Annotated in this window: 23 protein-coding genes; 13 read left to right on the top strand and 10 right to left on the bottom strand. The window is 27.2% G+C overall.

Annotated features, from left to right (window positions below; all coding sequences use genetic code 11):
• Positions 1–28: 28 nt before the first annotated feature.
• The 10 genes from porW to trxA all read right to left on the bottom strand — a co-directional run bounded on the left by porW (position 29) and on the right by trxA (position 8937).
• Entirely contained in the window at positions 29–2248 is a 2220-nt protein-coding gene (porW, locus tag N5A56_RS13990; protein ID WP_265726005.1) for a type IX secretion system periplasmic lipoprotein PorW/SprE, read from the bottom strand.
• A 111-nt stretch (positions 2249–2359) separates the two neighbouring features.
• Complete coding sequence (locus tag N5A56_RS13995; protein ID WP_265726006.1) at positions 2360–3055, bottom strand: ABC transporter ATP-binding protein; 696 nt, start codon at positions 3053–3055, stop codon at positions 2360–2362.
• A 47-nt stretch (positions 3056–3102) separates the two neighbouring features.
• Positions 3103–4542, bottom strand: a complete 1440-nt coding sequence (locus tag N5A56_RS14000; protein WP_274270490.1) for a DUF5687 family protein — start codon at positions 4540–4542, stop codon at positions 3103–3105.
• A gap of 51 nt (positions 4543–4593) precedes the next feature.
• A complete protein-coding gene (locus N5A56_RS14005; protein WP_265726008.1) occupies positions 4594–5301 on the bottom strand; it encodes a hypothetical protein in 708 nt (235 codons plus the stop codon).
• Entirely contained in the window at positions 5298–5996 is a 699-nt protein-coding gene (locus N5A56_RS14010) for a hypothetical protein (protein WP_265726009.1), read from the bottom strand. Before N5A56_RS14010 ends, N5A56_RS14005 begins: the two co-directional genes overlap by 4 nt.
• Before the next feature lie 2 nt (positions 5997–5998).
• The gene (locus tag N5A56_RS14015) at positions 5999–6673 is read right to left on the bottom strand and encodes a hypothetical protein (RefSeq protein WP_265726010.1); all 675 of its coding nucleotides are present in this window, start codon (positions 6671–6673) and stop codon (positions 5999–6001) included.
• Positions 6674–6675: 2 nt separating this feature from the next.
• Positions 6676–7344 carry a hypothetical protein gene (locus tag N5A56_RS14020; RefSeq protein WP_265726011.1) on the bottom strand — a complete coding sequence of 223 codons (669 nt, stop codon included), beginning with the start codon at positions 7342–7344 and terminating at the stop codon, positions 6676–6678.
• 2 nt (positions 7345–7346) lie between these two features.
• Complete coding sequence (locus N5A56_RS14025) at positions 7347–8000, bottom strand: hypothetical protein (RefSeq protein ID WP_265726012.1); 654 nt, start codon at positions 7998–8000, stop codon at positions 7347–7349.
• Position 8001: 1 nt separating this feature from the next.
• Positions 8002–8340: a PadR family transcriptional regulator gene (locus N5A56_RS14030; RefSeq protein ID WP_265726013.1), complete on the bottom strand. Its 339-nt coding sequence runs from the start codon at positions 8338–8340 to the stop codon at positions 8002–8004.
• A 237-nt stretch (positions 8341–8577) separates the two neighbouring features.
• The gene (gene trxA / locus N5A56_RS14035; protein ID WP_265726014.1) at positions 8578–8937 is read right to left on the bottom strand and encodes a thioredoxin; all 360 of its coding nucleotides are present in this window, start codon (positions 8935–8937) and stop codon (positions 8578–8580) included.
• Between the two features lie 211 nt (positions 8938–9148).
• Here trxA and N5A56_RS14040 point away from each other — a divergent pair, with 211 nt between their 5' ends.
• The 13 genes from N5A56_RS14040 to N5A56_RS14100 all read left to right on the top strand — a co-directional run bounded on the left by N5A56_RS14040 (position 9149) and on the right by N5A56_RS14100 (position 19371).
• A complete protein-coding gene (locus tag N5A56_RS14040) occupies positions 9149–11206 on the top strand; it encodes a prolyl oligopeptidase family serine peptidase (protein WP_265726015.1) in 2058 nt (685 codons plus the stop codon).
• A gap of 228 nt (positions 11207–11434) precedes the next feature.
• Positions 11435–12703, top strand: a complete 1269-nt coding sequence (locus N5A56_RS14045; protein WP_274270491.1) for a tyrosine-type recombinase/integrase — start codon at positions 11435–11437, stop codon at positions 12701–12703.
• Positions 12666–13172: a hypothetical protein gene (locus N5A56_RS14050; protein WP_274270492.1), complete on the top strand. Its 507-nt coding sequence runs from the start codon at positions 12666–12668 to the stop codon at positions 13170–13172. Before N5A56_RS14045 ends, N5A56_RS14050 begins: the two co-directional genes overlap by 38 nt.
• A gap of 337 nt (positions 13173–13509) precedes the next feature.
• Positions 13510–13929: a hypothetical protein gene (locus N5A56_RS14055; protein ID WP_265726018.1), complete on the top strand. Its 420-nt coding sequence runs from the start codon at positions 13510–13512 to the stop codon at positions 13927–13929.
• Between the two features lie 80 nt (positions 13930–14009).
• Positions 14010–14300, top strand: coding sequence for a hypothetical protein (locus N5A56_RS14060; RefSeq protein WP_265726019.1), 291 nt, complete (start codon positions 14010–14012; stop codon positions 14298–14300).
• 97 nt (positions 14301–14397) lie between these two features.
• Complete coding sequence (locus N5A56_RS14065) at positions 14398–14814, top strand: hypothetical protein (RefSeq protein WP_274270493.1); 417 nt, start codon at positions 14398–14400, stop codon at positions 14812–14814.
• 5 nt (positions 14815–14819) lie between these two features.
• On the top strand, positions 14820–15503 hold the full coding sequence (locus N5A56_RS14070; RefSeq protein ID WP_274270494.1) for a primase-helicase family protein: 684 nt from the start codon (positions 14820–14822) through the stop codon (positions 15501–15503).
• Between the two features lie 318 nt (positions 15504–15821).
• Positions 15822–16664, top strand: coding sequence for a toprim domain-containing protein (locus N5A56_RS14075; protein WP_265726021.1), 843 nt, complete (start codon positions 15822–15824; stop codon positions 16662–16664).
• Between the two features lie 246 nt (positions 16665–16910).
• Positions 16911–17129: a plasmid mobilization relaxosome protein MobC gene (gene mobC, locus N5A56_RS14080; protein ID WP_274270495.1), complete on the top strand. Its 219-nt coding sequence runs from the start codon at positions 16911–16913 to the stop codon at positions 17127–17129.
• Between the two features lie 2 nt (positions 17130–17131).
• Complete coding sequence (locus N5A56_RS14085) at positions 17132–17755, top strand: hypothetical protein (RefSeq protein ID WP_265726023.1); 624 nt, start codon at positions 17132–17134, stop codon at positions 17753–17755.
• Complete coding sequence (locus N5A56_RS14090) at positions 17752–18546, top strand: relaxase/mobilization nuclease domain-containing protein (protein ID WP_265726024.1); 795 nt, start codon at positions 17752–17754, stop codon at positions 18544–18546. The genes N5A56_RS14085 and N5A56_RS14090 overlap by 4 nt, the downstream gene beginning before the upstream one ends.
• Positions 18500–19090, top strand: coding sequence for a ParA family protein (locus tag N5A56_RS14095; RefSeq protein ID WP_265726025.1), 591 nt, complete (start codon positions 18500–18502; stop codon positions 19088–19090). The genes N5A56_RS14090 and N5A56_RS14095 overlap by 47 nt, the downstream gene beginning before the upstream one ends.
• 50 nt (positions 19091–19140) lie before the next feature.
• Entirely contained in the window at positions 19141–19371 is a 231-nt protein-coding gene (locus N5A56_RS14100) for a hypothetical protein (RefSeq protein WP_265726026.1), read from the top strand.
• The last annotated feature ends 109 nt before the right edge of the window (positions 19372–19480 follow it).

Genomic DNA, 19480 nt, shown 5'->3' on the forward strand with positions numbered 1-19480 from the left:
GTTTTTGGTCCAATTTTAAACCTAATTTTTACCTTTCTAGTTGCTTAATAATAGCTTTCGCTTTTTTACCTTCTTCTGTATTACCAAAACTTACAGCAACAAAATCTAGTGCAATTTTATAAGCTTGCTTATCTTTAAACTTACCAATTGCATAAGCTTTTAACAATTCGAATTTTGGAATTAAATTAGCATTAGGAATCGTAGCAACATATTCATCTATTTTTAAGACCACTTCTTCAAATTTATTTGACTTGTATAAATAATACATTTTTTTATACTCTTTTTCTATTTCGCTAACAGCAACTTCTTCCTCAATTTTTTTATTCGGATTTAAAATTACTTGGGCAAACTTAGTTTTGGAATATTTCGTTAGAATAACATTCTTAAATTTATTTGCTTTTTTAGTGTCTCCTAAATTATTATAAATTTGATATAAGTGCCAGTTTATTGGTAAAATTAATTCCTTTTTAGGCTGTAAACTTGCTACTCTTTCTAATCTTAATTTTGCTAAGTTTACATTTTTAAATTGCTCTTTATAAATTAAACCTAATTCATATAAGGCTTGATTTCTATCAGTTTTTAAACTGTCTATTGTTTCTTTTTTAGCAGGAATTAAACTTAAATAAGTATCTAAATCATATCTTAAATTGGTTTTTTTAACTTGTACAGAATCCTTTTCTATATTTCCGCTAATAGTTGCTTTTTCAGACCATCTCCAATCGTCTTCTAGTTTTCTGTCTCCCCAAATTTTCTGGAATTCTGTTTTACCAAAACTTAAAGATTGATTATTATAAAAATACCAGCCACCATTTCTTGAAGATTGCAAACCTCCACTTGAGTTGCCAAAAGCAATTTGATTTAACCTTAATTGAGCTGCAGCTTCATCTGCTTTCTTTAAGTTTTCGATATAATTTTCGAAAAATAATTTTTGATCCTCTTTTGTTAAAGAAGCAATTCTTACAATACTATCATTTAACGTTACTAAGTTTTCAAATTTAATTAAAGAAGCTAAATTTCTATGTTTTCTTTTAACTCTTCTTATTCGTCTATCTACACTATCTTTAGATACTTGTAAAACACTATCGTAAAAAGAACTTGCTAATAGATATTCTGAATCTTTAAAATACAAATCGCCTAATTTTTCATAGGTAAATGTTTTTTGTTTGTCTGTTCCGTTTTTAGCTCTTAAAGAGTTATTATAATTAACTAAAGCTAAATTAATACTATCATTATTTTGGTGTAAAACCGCTGTTTGATAATACAGTTCATCTAAATAAGGCCTATTATCTCTATTCTTAATTAACTTTTCCATTCTTTCCAAAAGAGTTGTTGATAAAGAATCTTTAGAAAAGTTTTTAGCTAATTCTATATTAGAATGAATTTTATACTTGTAAGGTGCTTTTTTAAAATTTGCTAGTTTATTAAAAATATAAAATGCAGAATCTTTTTTGTTTTCATCACTGTACATTTGCCCTAAAACAAACAAGTTTCTTGCTCCTTGGTTCTTGTTTTTTAAAGTTCTGGTTGCTAATTTTAAATGTTTTTTTGCTTTTTGTAAACTGTCGCTTTTAACATATGCCATCGCTAAAGCAGTGTGCGCTTGTTCCTTAATTACATCTGGTAAATCAGCCTCTAAAGTATCTCTAACAACTAATAATAATTTCATTGCTTCTATAGCAGTTTCTTCATTATCGTTTCTAGTATTAGCTTTAGCTCTCCAAACTTTAGTTTCTGCAATTAAATCTGCTTGTGGATAATTTGCAATTACATAATTAAAAGCTTCAATAGCAGGTATAAAACGTTGCGCATAGTAACGAGATTTTCCTAAAAGTAAATAAGCGTCATCAATTTGTCTATTTCGCTCAGAACCTTGAATATTCATACCATGTCTTTGAATGGCTTTTACTGCTTTTTCTTCTGCTTTTTCAAACGTAGTTAACTCTTTTTTCTCTTCTTCTTTTGCGCCTCCAAAACCTGCTCCTGGTCCATTATTAAAAGTTGACAAAACTATTTTATCTTCCTCAAATTCAATTGGCTCAATTGGTAGGCGTTTAAACCAATCATCCTTATAATTACTATTTATTTCTTCAACACCTTTTTTAAAGGCTTCCTTACCGTTAAATAACACATTATATTTTGTTGTTATAGCATGAAAATTTCTGCTAATAACAGTATCTTTTTTTGTGCTACAAGAATATATAGCTAAAAAAAGGATAAGAATAATAACTATTTTTTTGGTGTTTTTCACACAGATATATCTTAATTAATAAATTGTTTTTATAAAACTAAAAACTCTTAGTTAAAACTAATTTCTTTCGAAAATAGTATAAATCGGTGTGTAAAAATAAGAATAGTTTATTTAAACTGAAAAATAGCTTTCTAATTCTTTTAAAGTTTCTGTTGATGTTTCTAAATCTTTTACCATTTTACCTTTATCTAAAACAACTATTCTTTCACAAACTTCGGTAACATGTGTTAAATCATGACTAGAAACTAAAACAGTAATATCTCTATTTTCTGTAAGTTCTTTTATAATTGTTTTAAGTCTAATCTGTGTCGTTGGATCTAAGTTTGCAAATGGCTCATCTAAAATTACAACTTGCGGATTTCCCATCATTGCAGCCACAATACCTGCTTTTTTCTGATTTCCTTTACTTAAATCTCTTAAATATTTTTTCTTTCCTATTATTTCATCATTAAAAAACTCATCAAACTGACTAATAAATTTTGCTACATCAGCTTTATTCATTCCTCTTAAATCGCCAATAAAATCGAAATATTCTTCTGCTGTTAAATAACCAATTAAAAAAGATTCATCAATAAAAGAACCTGTAAAAGATTTCCATTCTTCACTCTTATTAACAACTACTTCATGGTTTGTAATTGCACCTGTTGTTGGTCTTATTAAATCTAATAAAATATTAAACAAAGTTGTTTTTCCCGCTCCGTTATTACCAACTAAACCAAAACTTTGTCCGCGTGGAATATCAATTTTTTCAACATTTAAAACCTCTGCTTTTCCGTATTTTTTTGATATATTATCTATTGTAATCATTGTGTATATTTTAATTTTAAATTATGCTTCTTTACCAAAAGCATTAATCATAACGTATTTGTCTTTAATGTATTTTTTTCAATAAAATTCATGGCGTAATTTCTTAACAACAAGCTTATAATACCAATTGCTGCAACCACTATAAAACCAGAGTTATACCCTACAAATTTATCGAAAACCCAAAATATTAACATTGGGAATAACATTAACGGAACAATTACTAAAAACTGTGTTGCACTTGTTCCTTGCGTATTACCAAAACCACCTTTTGTTAAATCTATTCTTTTTCTATTAAATGAACCAGCATACAATAAAAACAGAGAATTAAAACCAATATTAAAAATGGCACCTGCTGTTATCATTAAAAAAATCTTTGTTCCAAAATAAAGATAAGGAAAACTTAAAAGGTATAAAATTGTAGTCATAGAAACCATTAAAACCCATTTAGACTCTAGGAATTTTCGGTATCTAAAACTCTGGCTCATTAACATTTTATAATGTGCGCTATCCCAAGCTGGTATAAACTGACCGTAGTTTAAAGTAAAACCTCCAGTAATAAAAAGCGATGCAAACATTAACATTGCTGGCATTTTTTGATAGGTTTCTTGTGTAAAGAAAATTAATCCATAAAAAAGAAATAAAAACGACATTAGAAATACTGTTTTTGTTCTTTTATTTCTCCAAATTAATCGAATATCATTTTTAATAAACGGCGCTACATCTCCCAATCTATTTGCCCAAGATAAGTCTGCGGTATTTGCTTCTTCTACCTTTGTTGCAACAGCTTCATCTAAATAGACTTGTGTTTTTAATTGCTTATAATTTAATTGATACAAAGCAGCTAAAACAACAACTCCTAATAAGGAATAAATTGGATTTGCATAAATACCATCAAAAATTTTACCTCCAAAACCAACTACATCTGCTAATCCAAAATTTTGTAAACCAATTAAACTTACTAAAGTAACTGCAATAACAATAAGTGCTTTGTTGTTTTTATTGATTAAAAAATTTAAAAAATTTGACGATTGAATGATTAGAATCATGGTTAATAGCCAACCTAAAACACCTGCAGTATCATAACCTTCTTTTATTAAAACAAAAGAGAACGGAATATAAATAAATAACCCTAAAATATTAAATATAGAAAATGCAGATTTACCTAATACATAATGTATTAATTTACTTTTTTTAATTGGCAAAATAAGCAGTGGTTTAATATTCATTATTGGTAATTTTTGCATTAAATACCTAAATATTAAATCTCCTAAAACCGCAAAAAGTAAATAAGAGTTTACAATTTGTAAAGGGTCTGATTCTGGGAATTTTTTTCTCAATAAAAAGTATCCGCCAACTCCAATTGCTAAAAAAACAATTAAAAAATACAGTACAAAAAAGCCCATTATTATCTTTAATGCTATTCCTTTTTGCCAATGAGCAGACCTAAAATATTGTTTCCATTCTAAATTTAAAAAGTGTGAAATCATGTTTTGGTTAATTAGTTTAGTTATAAGTTAGTTGTTTTAAAATAGAATTTGTTACAAGTTATTTACAATTTTATACTCCGGATACGTTTCTTCTAGTAATTCTTCTGCTTTTTGTGGTATTAAATATGCCGTTACGTAGAATAGAATTATTAACATTGTTATTGAAAATGCTATTAGCAATAACCAATGTATTTCTAAGGTACTAAAAGGAACTTTTACTAAATTAAGAGAGTTAAATACATGAATAAAAGCAAAACCAGAAAACCCTTTTCTAGCTTCACCAATCATAGATTCTAGTAAAAAAACCTTTTCTTTTTTCTGTTTTGCTTTTTTGTGTTTTTTCTTAACTTTTGATTGTTTTATTAAATCATAAATAACCAATACTAAAAGTGAAACTAATAGAATATATTCTGAATTTTGTATTTGTAAAACCACAAAAAGAGCAAAAAAGATACTTAAAGTAGAAATCACTTTTGGCAATGTAAACCATTCTTTAAAAAAGCGCCACAAAATTTTTCTGTACCGCTTATTCATTTGTTTTTGCTTTTCTTCTACAACATCCATAAAACCAAAAATGCCGAATTTTTTGAATGATTTATCCCTTGCTTGTTCAAAAGATAATTTTGAATGTTCTATCCATATTTCTTCTATATCATTAGCTAAATGATCTACCAATTCCGATTGCACATCATAAAAATACACGTAATGTTTACGAGTAAATTTAAATAGGTCTTCTATTTGATGTTCTGTTAACTTCATGAAAGCAAATTATTACGCATCGTTTCTACTCTTTTAATCGCTTTTTTATATACTTGAAAACCTGAAATAGAAAGTACTAAATGTAACGGAACAATAGTAAAAATTATCATTTTATGGTAGGTTTCAGGTATCGATAAAAAATCGTTATTGCCCATAAACTGAAAAAATACATTTAAAATTAAAAAAGAAAAGCTCATATAATGCAAACCATAATTTTTATGAATAGAACTACCAAGTTTCTTTCTAAAAACAATTAAATATTCCCATAAAAACAATAAAGCTGGTAATAAAAATATTATAAAGTTTATTTTTAAAAAAGCATTATTAGAAACATTTTTAGATAACACAAATAATAAAAGTAAGCTCAAAATAAAAGCAATACTATTTTTTGGATTCTTAAAGAAATTACGAACTCCTAAAAAATATTCTTTTCGATATTTTTTACCAACATTTTTCCATCCTTCTTTATTCAATTTCTCAAAATTAGAACCATTAAAATTCTCTTTCCAGCCTAAAGAAACTAATGCTTCTTGTACTATTTCTTTAAATTGATATTCGGTGTTTTCAGGTTTTAAAATTCTCTCTACATCAGAAACTATATGATCTAACACTTCTATTCTAATGTCCCAATATTTTATACCATCATTTTCTAAACGATGATCTATAAATCGTATTTGTTCTTTTGTTAATTCCATTATTACACAACTACATAAGGGTATTGTTTTTTTACAACTTTTTTTGTTTGATAATACACGTGTTCTCCAGACCAATAAAAGAGTATTAGCAACATAAAAACAATTAATTCTAAATAATTAAAAGTATTATTTAAATAACTTTCTTCATTTCTATTTCTTGTTATAAAATTGAAGATCATAACTCCTAGATAAAAAGCATTAAAAAAATACATAGACATATTTAACACCAAAAACGTTTCTTTTTTGGTGTCTCTCATATTTACATTAAACAATAAACGAAAACCCATAAAGATTAGAATAAAACCTAGAATACTAAAAAATGTTTCTTTGTCATTTATAAAATTCATGATAAAAATAAGTAAGCCAAAAATTGAAACAGTGATTAAAATTTTTGGAAGTTTTAAAAATGAAATTAAGTGCTGTAAACTCTGTTTTAAAAATTGATTTTTAACAGATTTTGTTTTTTCTTCTAGCAATTTTTTAAAACCAGTATCAGAAAAACTATCTTGAATATTCGCTATTTCTTGTTTAAAATCTAATTTCGGGTTTTCAGCTAGCTTTTGTTCTAAAATAGTGGCAAAATGATCTATAATTTCATTTTTAACATCGTAATATTTTATTCCACTATTAGAAACGTAATTGTCTATTTGTAAAAGTTGCTCTTTTGTTAATTTCATAGTTATACAAGTATATTTGGATATTGTTCTTTAACTAATTTTTTATTTTGATGATATACAGATTCTCCACACCAAAAGAAAAGAAATAACAAAACATAACAGGCTATAAAAATATTGTTGTGAGTAGAATTCGTTAGACTTTCAATTGACCTGCTATAACTACTTTGTAAAAAAATTACAAAAATGTGATAAAACTGATAAAACCCTAAAGTCATACTTAAAGTTAAAAAAGTCTCTTTTTTAGTTCTTCTAAAAGCTCTAAAAAGAATTACAAACATTAATAGAACACTAACAAAAAATAATCCTTCAAAAAAATCTTGTGTTTCTATAAATAAAATTTGAATTTGAGTTAAAGAATAAAATAAAACTCCTGTAATTATAATTTTTGGAAATTTAAAAAATGAGATTAAATGCTTAAAAGATTGTTTGTAAAACTTTTTTGTAACTGAGCTTCTTTTCTCTTTTAATAAATTACTAAAACCTCTATCAGAAAAATTTCTATGAATGTTTTCAATTTCTCTTTTAAAATTGATATTAGGGTTTTTATCTAACTTTTGCTCTAAAATATTTGCAAAGTGATCTACAATTTCTGTTCTAACATCGTAATATTTAATACCACAAACAAAAACGTAATTGTCTATTTGTAAAAGTTGCTCTTTTGTTAATTCCATTGTTATGAAATTTTATATTTTTTAATTGCTTCTTTGTGCTTTTTGTAGAAATAACTACAGATATAGGCAACTGCAAAACCAGCAATTTGAAAACTGATTAGAAAAGGAATGAAACTTCCATCATCATTAAAATGATTTCCTATTAGAAGAGAAATTAATAAGAATATAATACCTGCATATTGAGTTTTAAGAATAAATCGATAAGTAGTTTTTATTTTTGTTTTTATGACTTTAATAAAAATAAAAATCGAATAAAGTAAAAAGAGAATATTTAAAACATTTAATGATGTATTTATAAAACCTATCGTGTTTTTAGAAAAAGTGATTGAAAAATTTGTGGTGATAATAATTGGTAAAACATAAGCTGTTAGATATAAAAAGAAAAAAGGTTTAAAAATTTTAATTGCTTTTTTTACTACAATTTTAGATTCTGAAAACTGTATGCCAAAATAAAAACTAGATGTCTCTCTAAAATGTTTTTCCCATCTAATTTTAGTCATAACAAAAGCATCTTCAAAAGAATGATCTTTAATTATTAAATTTTCAATATCAGACAATATATGATCTAAAATTTCTACTTTTAAATCGATAAAATCAAAATTTTTCTGCTTTAAAAAAGCTTCTACTTTGTGTATTTCTTCTTTTGTTAATTCCATATTACTCCAAACTAAATTTAGGGTTTACCAAATGTTGCATCGTTTTTAAAAACTCTTGCATTTCGGCTAATTTATTTGCAGTTTCTTTACTTCCACTTTCAGTTAACTTGTAATATTTTCTTAGTCTGTTTCCTACTTTCGCAACCTCAACATCTAACAATCCATCGGCTTCTAATTTATGTAAAGCAGGATATAGAGCGCCTTCTGTAATTTTTAATTCGCCTTTAGTTAATTCCTTTACTTTTTGCGTAATTTCATAACCGTACATTTTATCATTAGTTTCTAATAATTTTAAAATGATGGTTTGCAAAGAGCCTTTGTATAATTTCTGATTTCCCATTTTTAAAAATGTGTAATTGTCTAATCGTTTATTTGTGTAATTGCAAGAAACAGTGTAATCTTATAATTAAAGCAACAGATTGCTTCGCAAACTCGCAATGACGTTTTATCGCTCACCAAATATACATAATTTTCTTATACATTAGATTCTTATGTATATATTTTTAATCATAAAAAATCCCGAAAAAATAAATTTTCAGGATTTAGGAATGTTTTTTTGCTAGAAACAGTCTGTCTTTTATTTTGTCACCTTTAAAACATCAGCAATTATTCTTTCTAATTCTGCTTTTGGTAAAGCGCCATTTGCCATTTGTGGTTGCCCTTCTGCAGGACAAAATAACATAGATGGTATACTTCTAATACCAAATGCTGCAGCTAATTCTTGCTCTGCTTCTGTGTCTATTTTATAAATATCAATTTTCCCTTCGTATTCATCAGACAACTGCTCTAAAACAGGAGCTAAAGATTTACAAGGTCCGCACCAATCTGCATAAAAATCTATAAACGCGGGTCTTTTTCCTTCAAATTTCCACTCTTTGTTTTCTTCAAAATTAAAAACCTTCTTTAAAAAAGTTTCTTTTGTTAAATTTTCTGTCATAATTATAATCTTCTTATCGACAAAGTCGAAATTTCATTAAACTGTCATTCCCAATAATAGGGAATCTTATTATTTTCTTTACAAAAGTAGTCGTTTTTATATCGCTTAAATTACAAAATATCAATAATTATAAAAATGAATTAACTCAAAAACTTAAATTGGAAGTACTATTTTAGTGTCTTATAAAGTTAGATTTAAAAAAAAGTTTTTAATGTATCCAAAAACAAGAAAAAAACCAGTTGTAGATTCCTTTTTTGGGACTGATATTGTAGATAATTACAGATGGCTAGAAGATGATAAAAGCCCAGAAACAAAAGCTTGGGTAAAAGCAGAAAATGAGGTTACATTCAATTATTTAAATCAAATTCCATATCGAAATCAACTAAAAGAACGTTTGTCTGAATTATGGAATTATGAAAAGATAGGGATTCCTTTTTTAGAAGGAGATTATACTTATTTTTCTAAAAATGATGGACTGCAAAACCAAGCTGTAATCTATAGAAAAAAGGGAACTTCTGAGCCTGAAGTATTTTTAGATCCGAATACTTTTTCTGAAGACGGAACAACTTCTTTAGGTGTTTTAAGTTTTTCTGAAGATGGAAAAACACTTGCATATTCGATTTCTGAAGGTGGTTCTGATTGGAGAAAAATAATTATAATTGATACTGAAACTAAAACAAGAAAAGAAGATGTTTTAATTGATGTAAAGTTCTCTGGAATTTCTTGGTACAAAAACGATGGTTTTTATTATTCTAGTTACAATAAACCTGATGGTAGCGAGTTGTCTGCAAAAACAGATCAACACAAATTATACTATCATCAATTAGGTACTTCTCAAAATGAAGATACAGTTATTTTTGGTGAAATTGAAACTGAAAAACATAGATATGTTGGCGGTTATTTAACCGAAGATTATAGATATTTAATTATAACAGCTCAAGTTTCTACTTCTGGTAATAAATTATTTATCAAAGATCTATCCGAAGAAAAATCAACCTTAAAAACCGTTATTAATAATTTTGATAGCGATACACTTATTTTAGAAAATAAAGGAAGTACATTGTTTTTGGTTACTAATTTAAATGCTCCAAATAAAAAAGTAGTTACTGTAGATGCTAAAAATCCTACTCCAGAAAATTGGCAAGACTTTATACCAGAAACAGAAAATGTACTAAGTTTAAGTTCGGGTTCGTCCTATTTTTTTGCCAATTATATGGTAGATGCTGTTTCTAAAGTTTTACAATATGATTTTAATGGTACATTAATTAGAGAAATCATTTTACCCGGAATAGGAACAACTTCTGGTTTTAGCGGAAAAACAAAAGCGAAAGAATTATATTTCTCATTTACAAATTACAATACTCCAAATGCTTCCTATAAACTAAACCCTAAAAACGGAACGATTGAATCTTATTGGAAACCTACTGTAGATTTTAAAAATGATGCTTATATAAGTGAACAAGTTTTTTATAATTCTAAAGATGGTACAAGAATACCAATGATTATTACCCATAAAAAAGGTTTGAAATTAAATGGTGAAAATCCAACTATTTTATATGGTTACGGCGGATTTAATGTTAGTTTAACTCCTAATTTTAGTATTGCAAATGCAGTTTGGTTAGAACAAGGTGGTGTTTATGCAGTTCCTAATTTACGAGGCGGAGGAGAATATGGTAAGAAATGGCACGATGCAGGAACACAATTAAAAAAACAAAATGTCTTTGACGATTTTATTGCTGCTGCAGAATATTTAATCACAAAAAAATATACTTCTACTAATTATTTAGCAATAAGTGGTGGTTCTAACGGTGGCTTATTAGTTGGTGCAACCATGACGCAAAAACCCAATTTAATGAAAGTTGTTTTACCTGCAGTTGGGGTTTTAGACATGCTAAGATACCATGCGTTTACTGCTGGCGCAGGATGGGCATATGATTACGGAACTGCAAATGACAACAAAGAAATGTTCGATTATTTAAAAGGATATTCGCCAGTTCATACTATAAAAAAGGGTGTTAAATACCCAGCAACATTAATAACCACAGGCGATCATGACGATAGAGTTGTACCTGCACATAGTTTTAAATTTGCTGCAGAATTGCAAGAAAAACAAACAGGAAATAATCCTACTTTAATAAGAATAGAAACAAATGCAGGTCATGGAGCAGGAACTCCGGTTGCAAAAACAATTGCACAATACGCAGATATTTTTGGATTTACTTTATTTAACATGGGGTTTAAGGAGCTGCCGAATTCTACAAAAAAGTAATTGGTTTTAATGCATAAAAAAAGCATTAAAGATATTTCTTTAATGCTTTTTTGTGTGGTCCCACATGGGCAAAGTTAGTTTTTTAATGTTTTTTAACATACATTTACTACTGTTAATCAGCTTGTTACGAATGTAGTTGAATGAATTTTAATGTGGTTGAATGTGTTTTAATTCATTTTACCTCCCCTATTCAGCCCCCCAATTAAAAGGGGTAAAAAAAATTAAAAAATGAATTATTACTTTGAATTAAGAAAAGATAAAATAGATAAAAACGGTTTTGTTCCTATTAGATTAATTGTATCTGATAAAACAATAAGAATTAGAAAAAGTATTGGAGCAAAAACAAGAGTTAATGAATGGGACAATAACAATTATTATATTAAAAACGTAAAAGGGCAAGAATTCTATACTAAGATTGAGAGCTACAATAAATCGATTGGTTCTATAAAAGAAAAAGTAGACAAAATTTTTAAGTTTTTTGAGTATAACGAAATTCCATTTTCAAAAAATACATTCTTAGAAAAATTTGAAAAGTCAGAAGTAAAAGTTACAATTGATTTTTTTGATGCATTTGAAGAATATATTGAAATATCAAAACTTACCAAAACAAACTCAACTATTACAAAAATTAAATCTGTAAGAAACTTTGTTACTGCTTTTAAAGAAGAGTCTTCTTTTAATTTAAGGTTAGATAATATAGATTTTCGGTTTGAAGAATCTTTTATGGATTATTGTTTTAACACGAGAAAAACACTAAATAATTATTACGCAAAAATAATCAAGACTTTAAAGGCTTTTTTAAATTGGTGTTATGAAAGAGGTTATCATAATTCTTTAGAATTCAAAAAAATAAAATGCAAAGAAGATGATATAGAAGTAATTTATCTTAATATGGAGGAGTTGACAAAACTTTACAAACATAAGTTTAAAAACGCTTCAATGGATAGAGCAAGAGATATGTTCTGTTTTTTAGCGTTTACTGGTCAAAGGCATATAGATATATACGGACTTCAAAATGCAAATATTGAAGATGAATATTTAAACTTTACAGTACAAAAAACTAAAACTGTAGACCATCACGTTTATTTAATTAAGCAAGCTAAAGAACTTGTTGATAAATATAGAGATACCGTGTATTTTCCCATTCCTAGAATTACTTCTCAAAAACTAAATGAAAAAATACAACAATGTTGTGAAGAAATTGGATTAACACAAGAAATGATTTTAACTCGATATATAGGAGCAAGAGAAATTTCACAAAGCTTTAGAAAGTGCGATTTAATCACCTCACACGCTGGGCGTAAAACGTTTATAACCAACAGCTTAGTTTTAGGCATACCAGAAAGAGTGGTAAGAAGTATTTCAAATCATAAAGACGAAAAAAGTTTCAGAAAGTATGTTAATATTTCTGAAATTCACAAACAAAAAGAATTAGAAAGATGGAGTTCAGTTTTTAAGAATGCAACCAAATCATCAAAAAGAAAATCAACAACCTAAATGTATTATACTTAATAACTACATTGTACAAACTATTGACTTTATCTTAAAAGAAGACAATATTGATTATAAAAACACATTATTTACAATATTGAAAGTTATCAAATATGAAGAGTTAGATGAAATTATAACAACTATTAAATACAGCAATAAAACTAAATATAAGGAGTTAAATAAAGCCTCTAAAAATTTATTTAATTATAATGAAATTTTTAAAAATTGTAGATACGATTTTAAAACAAGGATAGAAGATGACTTTTTAAAACTTCATAATGATGCTAGAGATAGTTTAAGTACAGGTGATTTAGTTGCATTCTTATTAAAACAGCATTCCTATTACAAAAAAATAGATTCAGAAATAATAGTCCCTGCAATTAATTTAATTTTGGTTGAAATAATTAATTCTTTAAAAAAATATCCCACTTTTAAAACAAGAAATAAACCATCAATCATACTTACCTATATCTAAAGCAATTTATGTATTTCTTATTTCTCCTAAAAATGAGGCTATCAATAAGTTTAAAAGCATTATTCGAAAAGACTTAGATTATAAAAATAATTCAGATTTTCAATATGAGTATTTTGTTACAGTAGATAGGTTTTTTAGTAGATTAGGTCTTGATTACATTCCTTGTATAGAGAACATCCCTGAGAAGCATGATATTATATTAGCAAAAAAAAGTAATTCTATAACTAAATCAGAAATATCTGCTATAATAGATAAAGATGATTTTTTTAATGTGAATGTTCCTCTAATAAATTACGAACCAACCAAATTAATAAATCCAAATACTGATTTGGAGAATATGATAGATTTCACAAAAATCCTATCAGCTTTATTTGAATATTTTTACTCTAAAAATTATAATCAAAAATTAAAAATTGATTTAGGTAAAGTATTTATTGAAAATATTACACAACCTTATTCTAAATATCCTGACCATATTTTAATAAGAACCAGAGAAATTCTTAAAAAAATGTTTACCAATGATTCAGAATTTAAGAAGCTATTTTTCGCTTTTCTATATACAGAGAAAGAAGCAGATAGAATTAATGGATGGGTAAATAAGTTTCCTAAACTCCTAAATCACTACCTAGGAGGTTTAGAAAATCTAAAAGAAGGCACAATTAAAAAGCATTTTTTCAACAATAACAACAACCCAGTTGTTGGGTTTCAAAAGGAAATTAATGATTTCATAGAAAACAAAATAAACATAACCACTTGATAACCAGTGCTGGTTATGCTTGGTTAAAGCATATTCTGTTATATTAAAATAAATTTCGGCAAATTAAAACACATAAAAATATGCCTAAATTTATTAAAGATGATTCGAAAGAATTAAAAGAAACAATAGTAGTCGAGAATACAACACAACCAGAAAAAGAAATTTTATCTCCTTTGTATTTTCCACCTCAAGAAGACCAAATGCGCCAGAAAGATGTCGCAACAATGTTTGGAAAATCTATACAAACAATCTGCTCGTGGACAAAGCTAAACAAAATACCCTATTTTAGGTTAGGTGATTATCCTATATACTCCAGGAAACAACTAATCTTATTTGCTTCAAAAAACCACAAACTTATTTCTAATAAATAAAAAAAGCAACGAGGTACAAACTCATTGCTTTTTTATGTTTTTTTCTAATACATTATTAATAACGTATAGTACAAATATACTTATAAACTAAATAAATATGTCAGATATACCATATTTAAGGATAGTTACTTCCTATTACAAAATAGTACAGACACCTACAATTCATAATCAATTTAATGAAACCTTAGTTAAATGGGATAAAAACACCATTATACAAGATAAGAATAGAAATTATTTGAGTAAAATACCAAAATATGATGGTAGTATTTGTTTTCCCGACCATATCAATTTCTCAAAAACTATTCACGGATTTTATAATACCTATTCTCCTTTAAAACATAAACCCAATATTGGAAGCATTGAAAATACTTTGAAATTTTTTAGGCACATTTTCGGTAAACAATATGAGTTAGGTTTAGACTACTTCAAATTACTTTATGAGAAACCAACACAAGCCTTACCTGTACTGTGTTTGGTCAGTAATGAAAGGTCTACGGGCAAGAGCTCTTTTTAAAATTTATGAAAGAAGTCTTTGGACATAATATGACTTTTTTGGACTCGCACAGTTTAAACAGCAACTTCAACTTAGACTGGGGTAACAAACTTTTATTAGGTTTAGATGAAGCATTTTTTCAAAAAGAAGAAATTACAGAAAAGATAAAATACCTCTCAACTGCAAATAAGAATAAAATTGAAGCTAAAGGAAAAGAAAAGGTAGAAATAGATTTTTTTGGTAAATTTTTGATGTGTAGCAATAAAGAAGATTCTTTTATAAAACTAGATGCCGAATCCATAAGATTTTGGGTGATAAAAGTTCCAACTTTAGAATTTGAAGATGTTAATTTTTTAGAAAAATTAATTACAGAAATTCCAGCTTTCTTAGATTTTATACTAAAAAGAAAATTTGCTAGTGAAAGAAAAACTAGAATGTGGTTTACTCCGCAACAAATATACACACCTGCCCTAAAAAAATTAATAGACAATAATCGTAATCACGTAGAAAAAGAAATTGCCCATCTACTTTACAACATAATAGAAAAATTTAACCTTGAAGAAATCCACTTTAGTATTATGGACTTATTCGCCGCATTGAATAAAACTAGAGTTAAAACTGATTTAACACAACTAAGAAAACTACTAAATAACAGTTGGAATTTAGAAAAAAAGACAACTGTTTTAAATACGAAAAGTTTACAATTTTAAATGATGGGGAAATAGTTCTTACAAGTTCAAAAGGGAGATACTTTACGCTTAAAAAAGAGTTTTTACTCAAAAATTTTGATGACTTGATGACGAACTAACCTATATATACTTTAGAACTAGTAATAATAAAGAATTATACCGTCATCAAAACCGTCATCAAAGAGTCATCAAAAAAATACTGATGACAGAGTTTAAAAAAAGTTGATGATCTGATGATAAGTTGATGACTCAACTTATTCTTTATTGTAAAGGCTTTCAAGAGTTGCGTCATCAAATCATCAACTTTTAAACATTTTTCATCTACACAAAATATAACTTATGAATTGTAAAACAGCAAAGCTAATAGACCTAGTTTCATATTTAAAAAAACAGGGTTTTAGAATAGGCAAAACCAATACTAAAGAAGTTTGGTTTTACTCCCCTTTTAGAAATATAGAAAGAACCCCCTCGTTTAAAATTAATATTTCTAAAAACGTCTTCTTTTGCCATAGTTCTGGTATTGGAGGAACAGTCATTGACTTTGTAATGAAATACAATAATTGTTCAATTAAAGAAGCATTAGTTATTTTATCTAAAGATACTTTTCCTATTCACCAGCAAAAAAAACAAATTAACAGAGAGCCAACACCAACCTACTCTATTAAAAAAGTAACCGAATTAACAAATCAAAAATTATTGGATTATTTAAGCAGCAGGAAAATCAATTTACAATTTGCAAAACGATTTTGTTTTCAAGTTCATTACTCTTTTTCTAATGGAAAAGAAAACTACGGCATTGGATTTATGAATGATGTTGGCGGATTGGAAATTAGAAATAAAATTTTTAAAGGTTGCTTGGGAAAGAAAGAAATCACCACCATTAATAATAATTCTGATGTCGTTTCCATATTTGAGAGTTGGACTGATTGGTTGAGTTATTTAAGTTTAAAGAAGAAAATCACAAGAGAAAACTTTATCATTTTAAACTCAACTTCTATGGTGAGAAAAGTAATTGATTTAATAGGAAGTTATGCTCTAATAAAACTGTTTTTTGATAACGATGAGGCTGGAAATAAAGCGACAGATTTTTTAATAGAAAATACAGAGAGTAAAATAATAGACAACAGAATATATTATAAAAATTTCAATGATTTAAATGATTATTTATTAAATCAAAAATAATGCGGTCAGTTGTTACCAGTGGTGGGTAACGTGTCCACTGCGTTTCCTCTTTTACCCAAAACTGGCTATTCGCAACAAAAAAGTTGCTCATAGAAAAAACTGAATTTTGAAATTTAAAAATTGAATTTTCATGAATGAGAATAAGAAAAAACGAGTCATATTTTATTTAGACAAATTGGATAAAGAACGATTACAAAATCAATGTGAATTAATCCAGGTAAAGCCTTCTTTTTTATACGGAATTGTGTGCTTGAAAAACTAGGAAAACCAACATTACAAGTCAAAGTAAGAAATCTAGAAACGGAGCAATACAAATCTCAATTAATAAAGATTGGTGTTAACTTAAATCAGATCGCTAAGAAATTAAATTCAGGTGCCAAATTTATGATAGCTGATCAAAAAAAGGTATTAGACGATATAGATATTTTAAAAAGGCACATCATAGATATAAACTCAAAAATTTAAACATGGCAGACAATAATGAAGACATGATTATTCATTTGATGCAAACGGTATCTGATAAAATGGAAGACCTTTCATCAATAATTGACAGTGGTTTTAAAAAAGCTAATAAACCACCTCAAAAAGATGAACGTATTGATTCAGTATCTAAATCGATTGAAATCTTAAAAATTGAAATATCAGAAAATAAAGAACAGTTTTTTAAAGCTCAAAACGCATATCATAATCAACTCAAAAACACTTTAAAAAACTATAAACACACTTCACCGCAAATCACAAATAATGAATATGTTCTATTTGGAAAAGACACTCCCTTTACCTCTAGAAAATTAGTTGTTGTAATCTTACTATTGACTTTGACTTTAAATGCTATGAAGTATGTCCCAGATTATATAAATGACAGAAGCGATTTGAAGCTTGAACATAACGCTTATCAAAACTTTTACGATTATATGTTTCTATTACAAATCAAAAACAAAAATGATTTAGCGAATGAATTCACGAACCTCTTATCAAAATTTAGAAATAACGATCCTGCTATTTTGAAACAGCTAAATGAATTAAAAAAGGAGCATGTCAAACAAGTGCGTAAATTATCTTTAGAAAAAGAACTAAAGTCTCTACAATGATTACAAAATTACAATCAATAAATTATGGAGCAAATGCGCTTAGTTACTGTGAGCGTGGTGGTGAAATATTGACATCAAACAGATGTTTTGGTTCTGCACAGGACATAAATTCACAGATGAAAACCCATGAGTTGCTAAATGATCGGTGCAAAAAGAAAACCTTTCATATAAAAATTAGAAGTGCACCTGAAGATAAAGGAAAATTAAACACCAATGATTGGATTACCATATCGAAATTATATGCCAATAAAATTGGATTTCAATACAACCCTTATGCGGTTTATATTCATGAAGAAGGAACGGATAAAGAACACATTCATATTGTAGCCTCCAGAGTTATGGATAATAATTTAGCAGTAAGTGATAGCTACACACATTATAAGAATTTAGATTTTTCTAGAGAAATTGAGCGTAGATATAAGTTAAGAGAATTAGAGAGTAAGGTTGATAAAGCGAAGAAAAATGAAATTTTTGTTTCAACAGACAAAAGGCTTTTGAGACTAAAAGAATCAATATTTAAGGCGCTTTCTATGTCTGATAATATAGACGACCTTAAGTTTTATTTAAAAAATGAATCTAATATTAAAACTCGTATTGGCAGAGGAATTTCCTTCATAGATGCTGATGGTATAAAAATTAAAGGCTCTGCTATTGATAGAAAGTTATCATTAAAGGGAATAGAAAAAACACTCTCCTATAAAGGACAATCACAAAATTTAGAACAATCAATTTTACATAAAGCAAATGCCAAAAATAATACTATTAACAAGTCAGAAGGGAGGAGTCGGTAAAAGTACCTTAACCTTTAATTTAGCCAAGTGTTTTGCAAAAAGCGCAAACATTGTCATTTTAGATTTTGATACTCAAGGGAGTTTAAGTCAAATCTCAGAATTAGTATCAAACTTTAAAATACTTCAATACAAAAGGGAAATAAAAGAAATTCCCCTTTTGCCGTACGATTTCATCTTTATTGATACACCTCCATATTTTACAGACAATTTGATGGATTTAATAAAAATTTCAGATATAGTTTTACTACCTATTAAACCTGGTGTTTTAGATGTTTTAGCTAGTAAAAACTCTGTGGATTTTATTATACAAGCCAATAAAGAAAATAATGCAATGATTGTTTTAAATATGGTAAAACCAAATACAACTCTGACTCTAGATGTTTTAATTAGCTTAGAGGAATTTAATTTGCCAATAGCCAAGACAACAATCTCTGATTTAGTTGCTTACACTAGATCGGTTATTTTAAATACAGACTTAAAAGATTCTAGAGCTATATCACAAATGGAAAATTTGTCTCGCGAAATTTTGATGAAGTTAATATAGCGCTATAAATAAGTAATTCTACAAACCTATAAATATATAATTCTATAAATATGGAAAAAAACAAAAGTATAAGTAGCCTAATTAATAAGGCTTTAACCAAGCCGCAAAAGGTGACTATCCAAAAAGAAAAGGTAATTAACACAGAAAATGAAGAAGTTCAATTTTCATTTTATATAGAAAAACCATTATTAAAACAATTTAAATTGCATGCAACAGAAATGGATGATAGCATGAAGAATATTATAACTACTGCTTTAAAAAACTATCTAAACAAAAAATAAAAATCAATTATCTGTAGTATCTTGCAAAAGATTTTACAGATGTAAATAAACTATTTAACATATAAAGCGTTTAGCTTTTGACTTAGTAACTAAAATCGCCAAAATTTTA

It is taken from the genome of Polaribacter ponticola (assembly GCF_026191475.2).
Lineage (GTDB): Bacteria > Bacteroidota > Bacteroidia > Flavobacteriales > Flavobacteriaceae > Polaribacter > Polaribacter ponticola.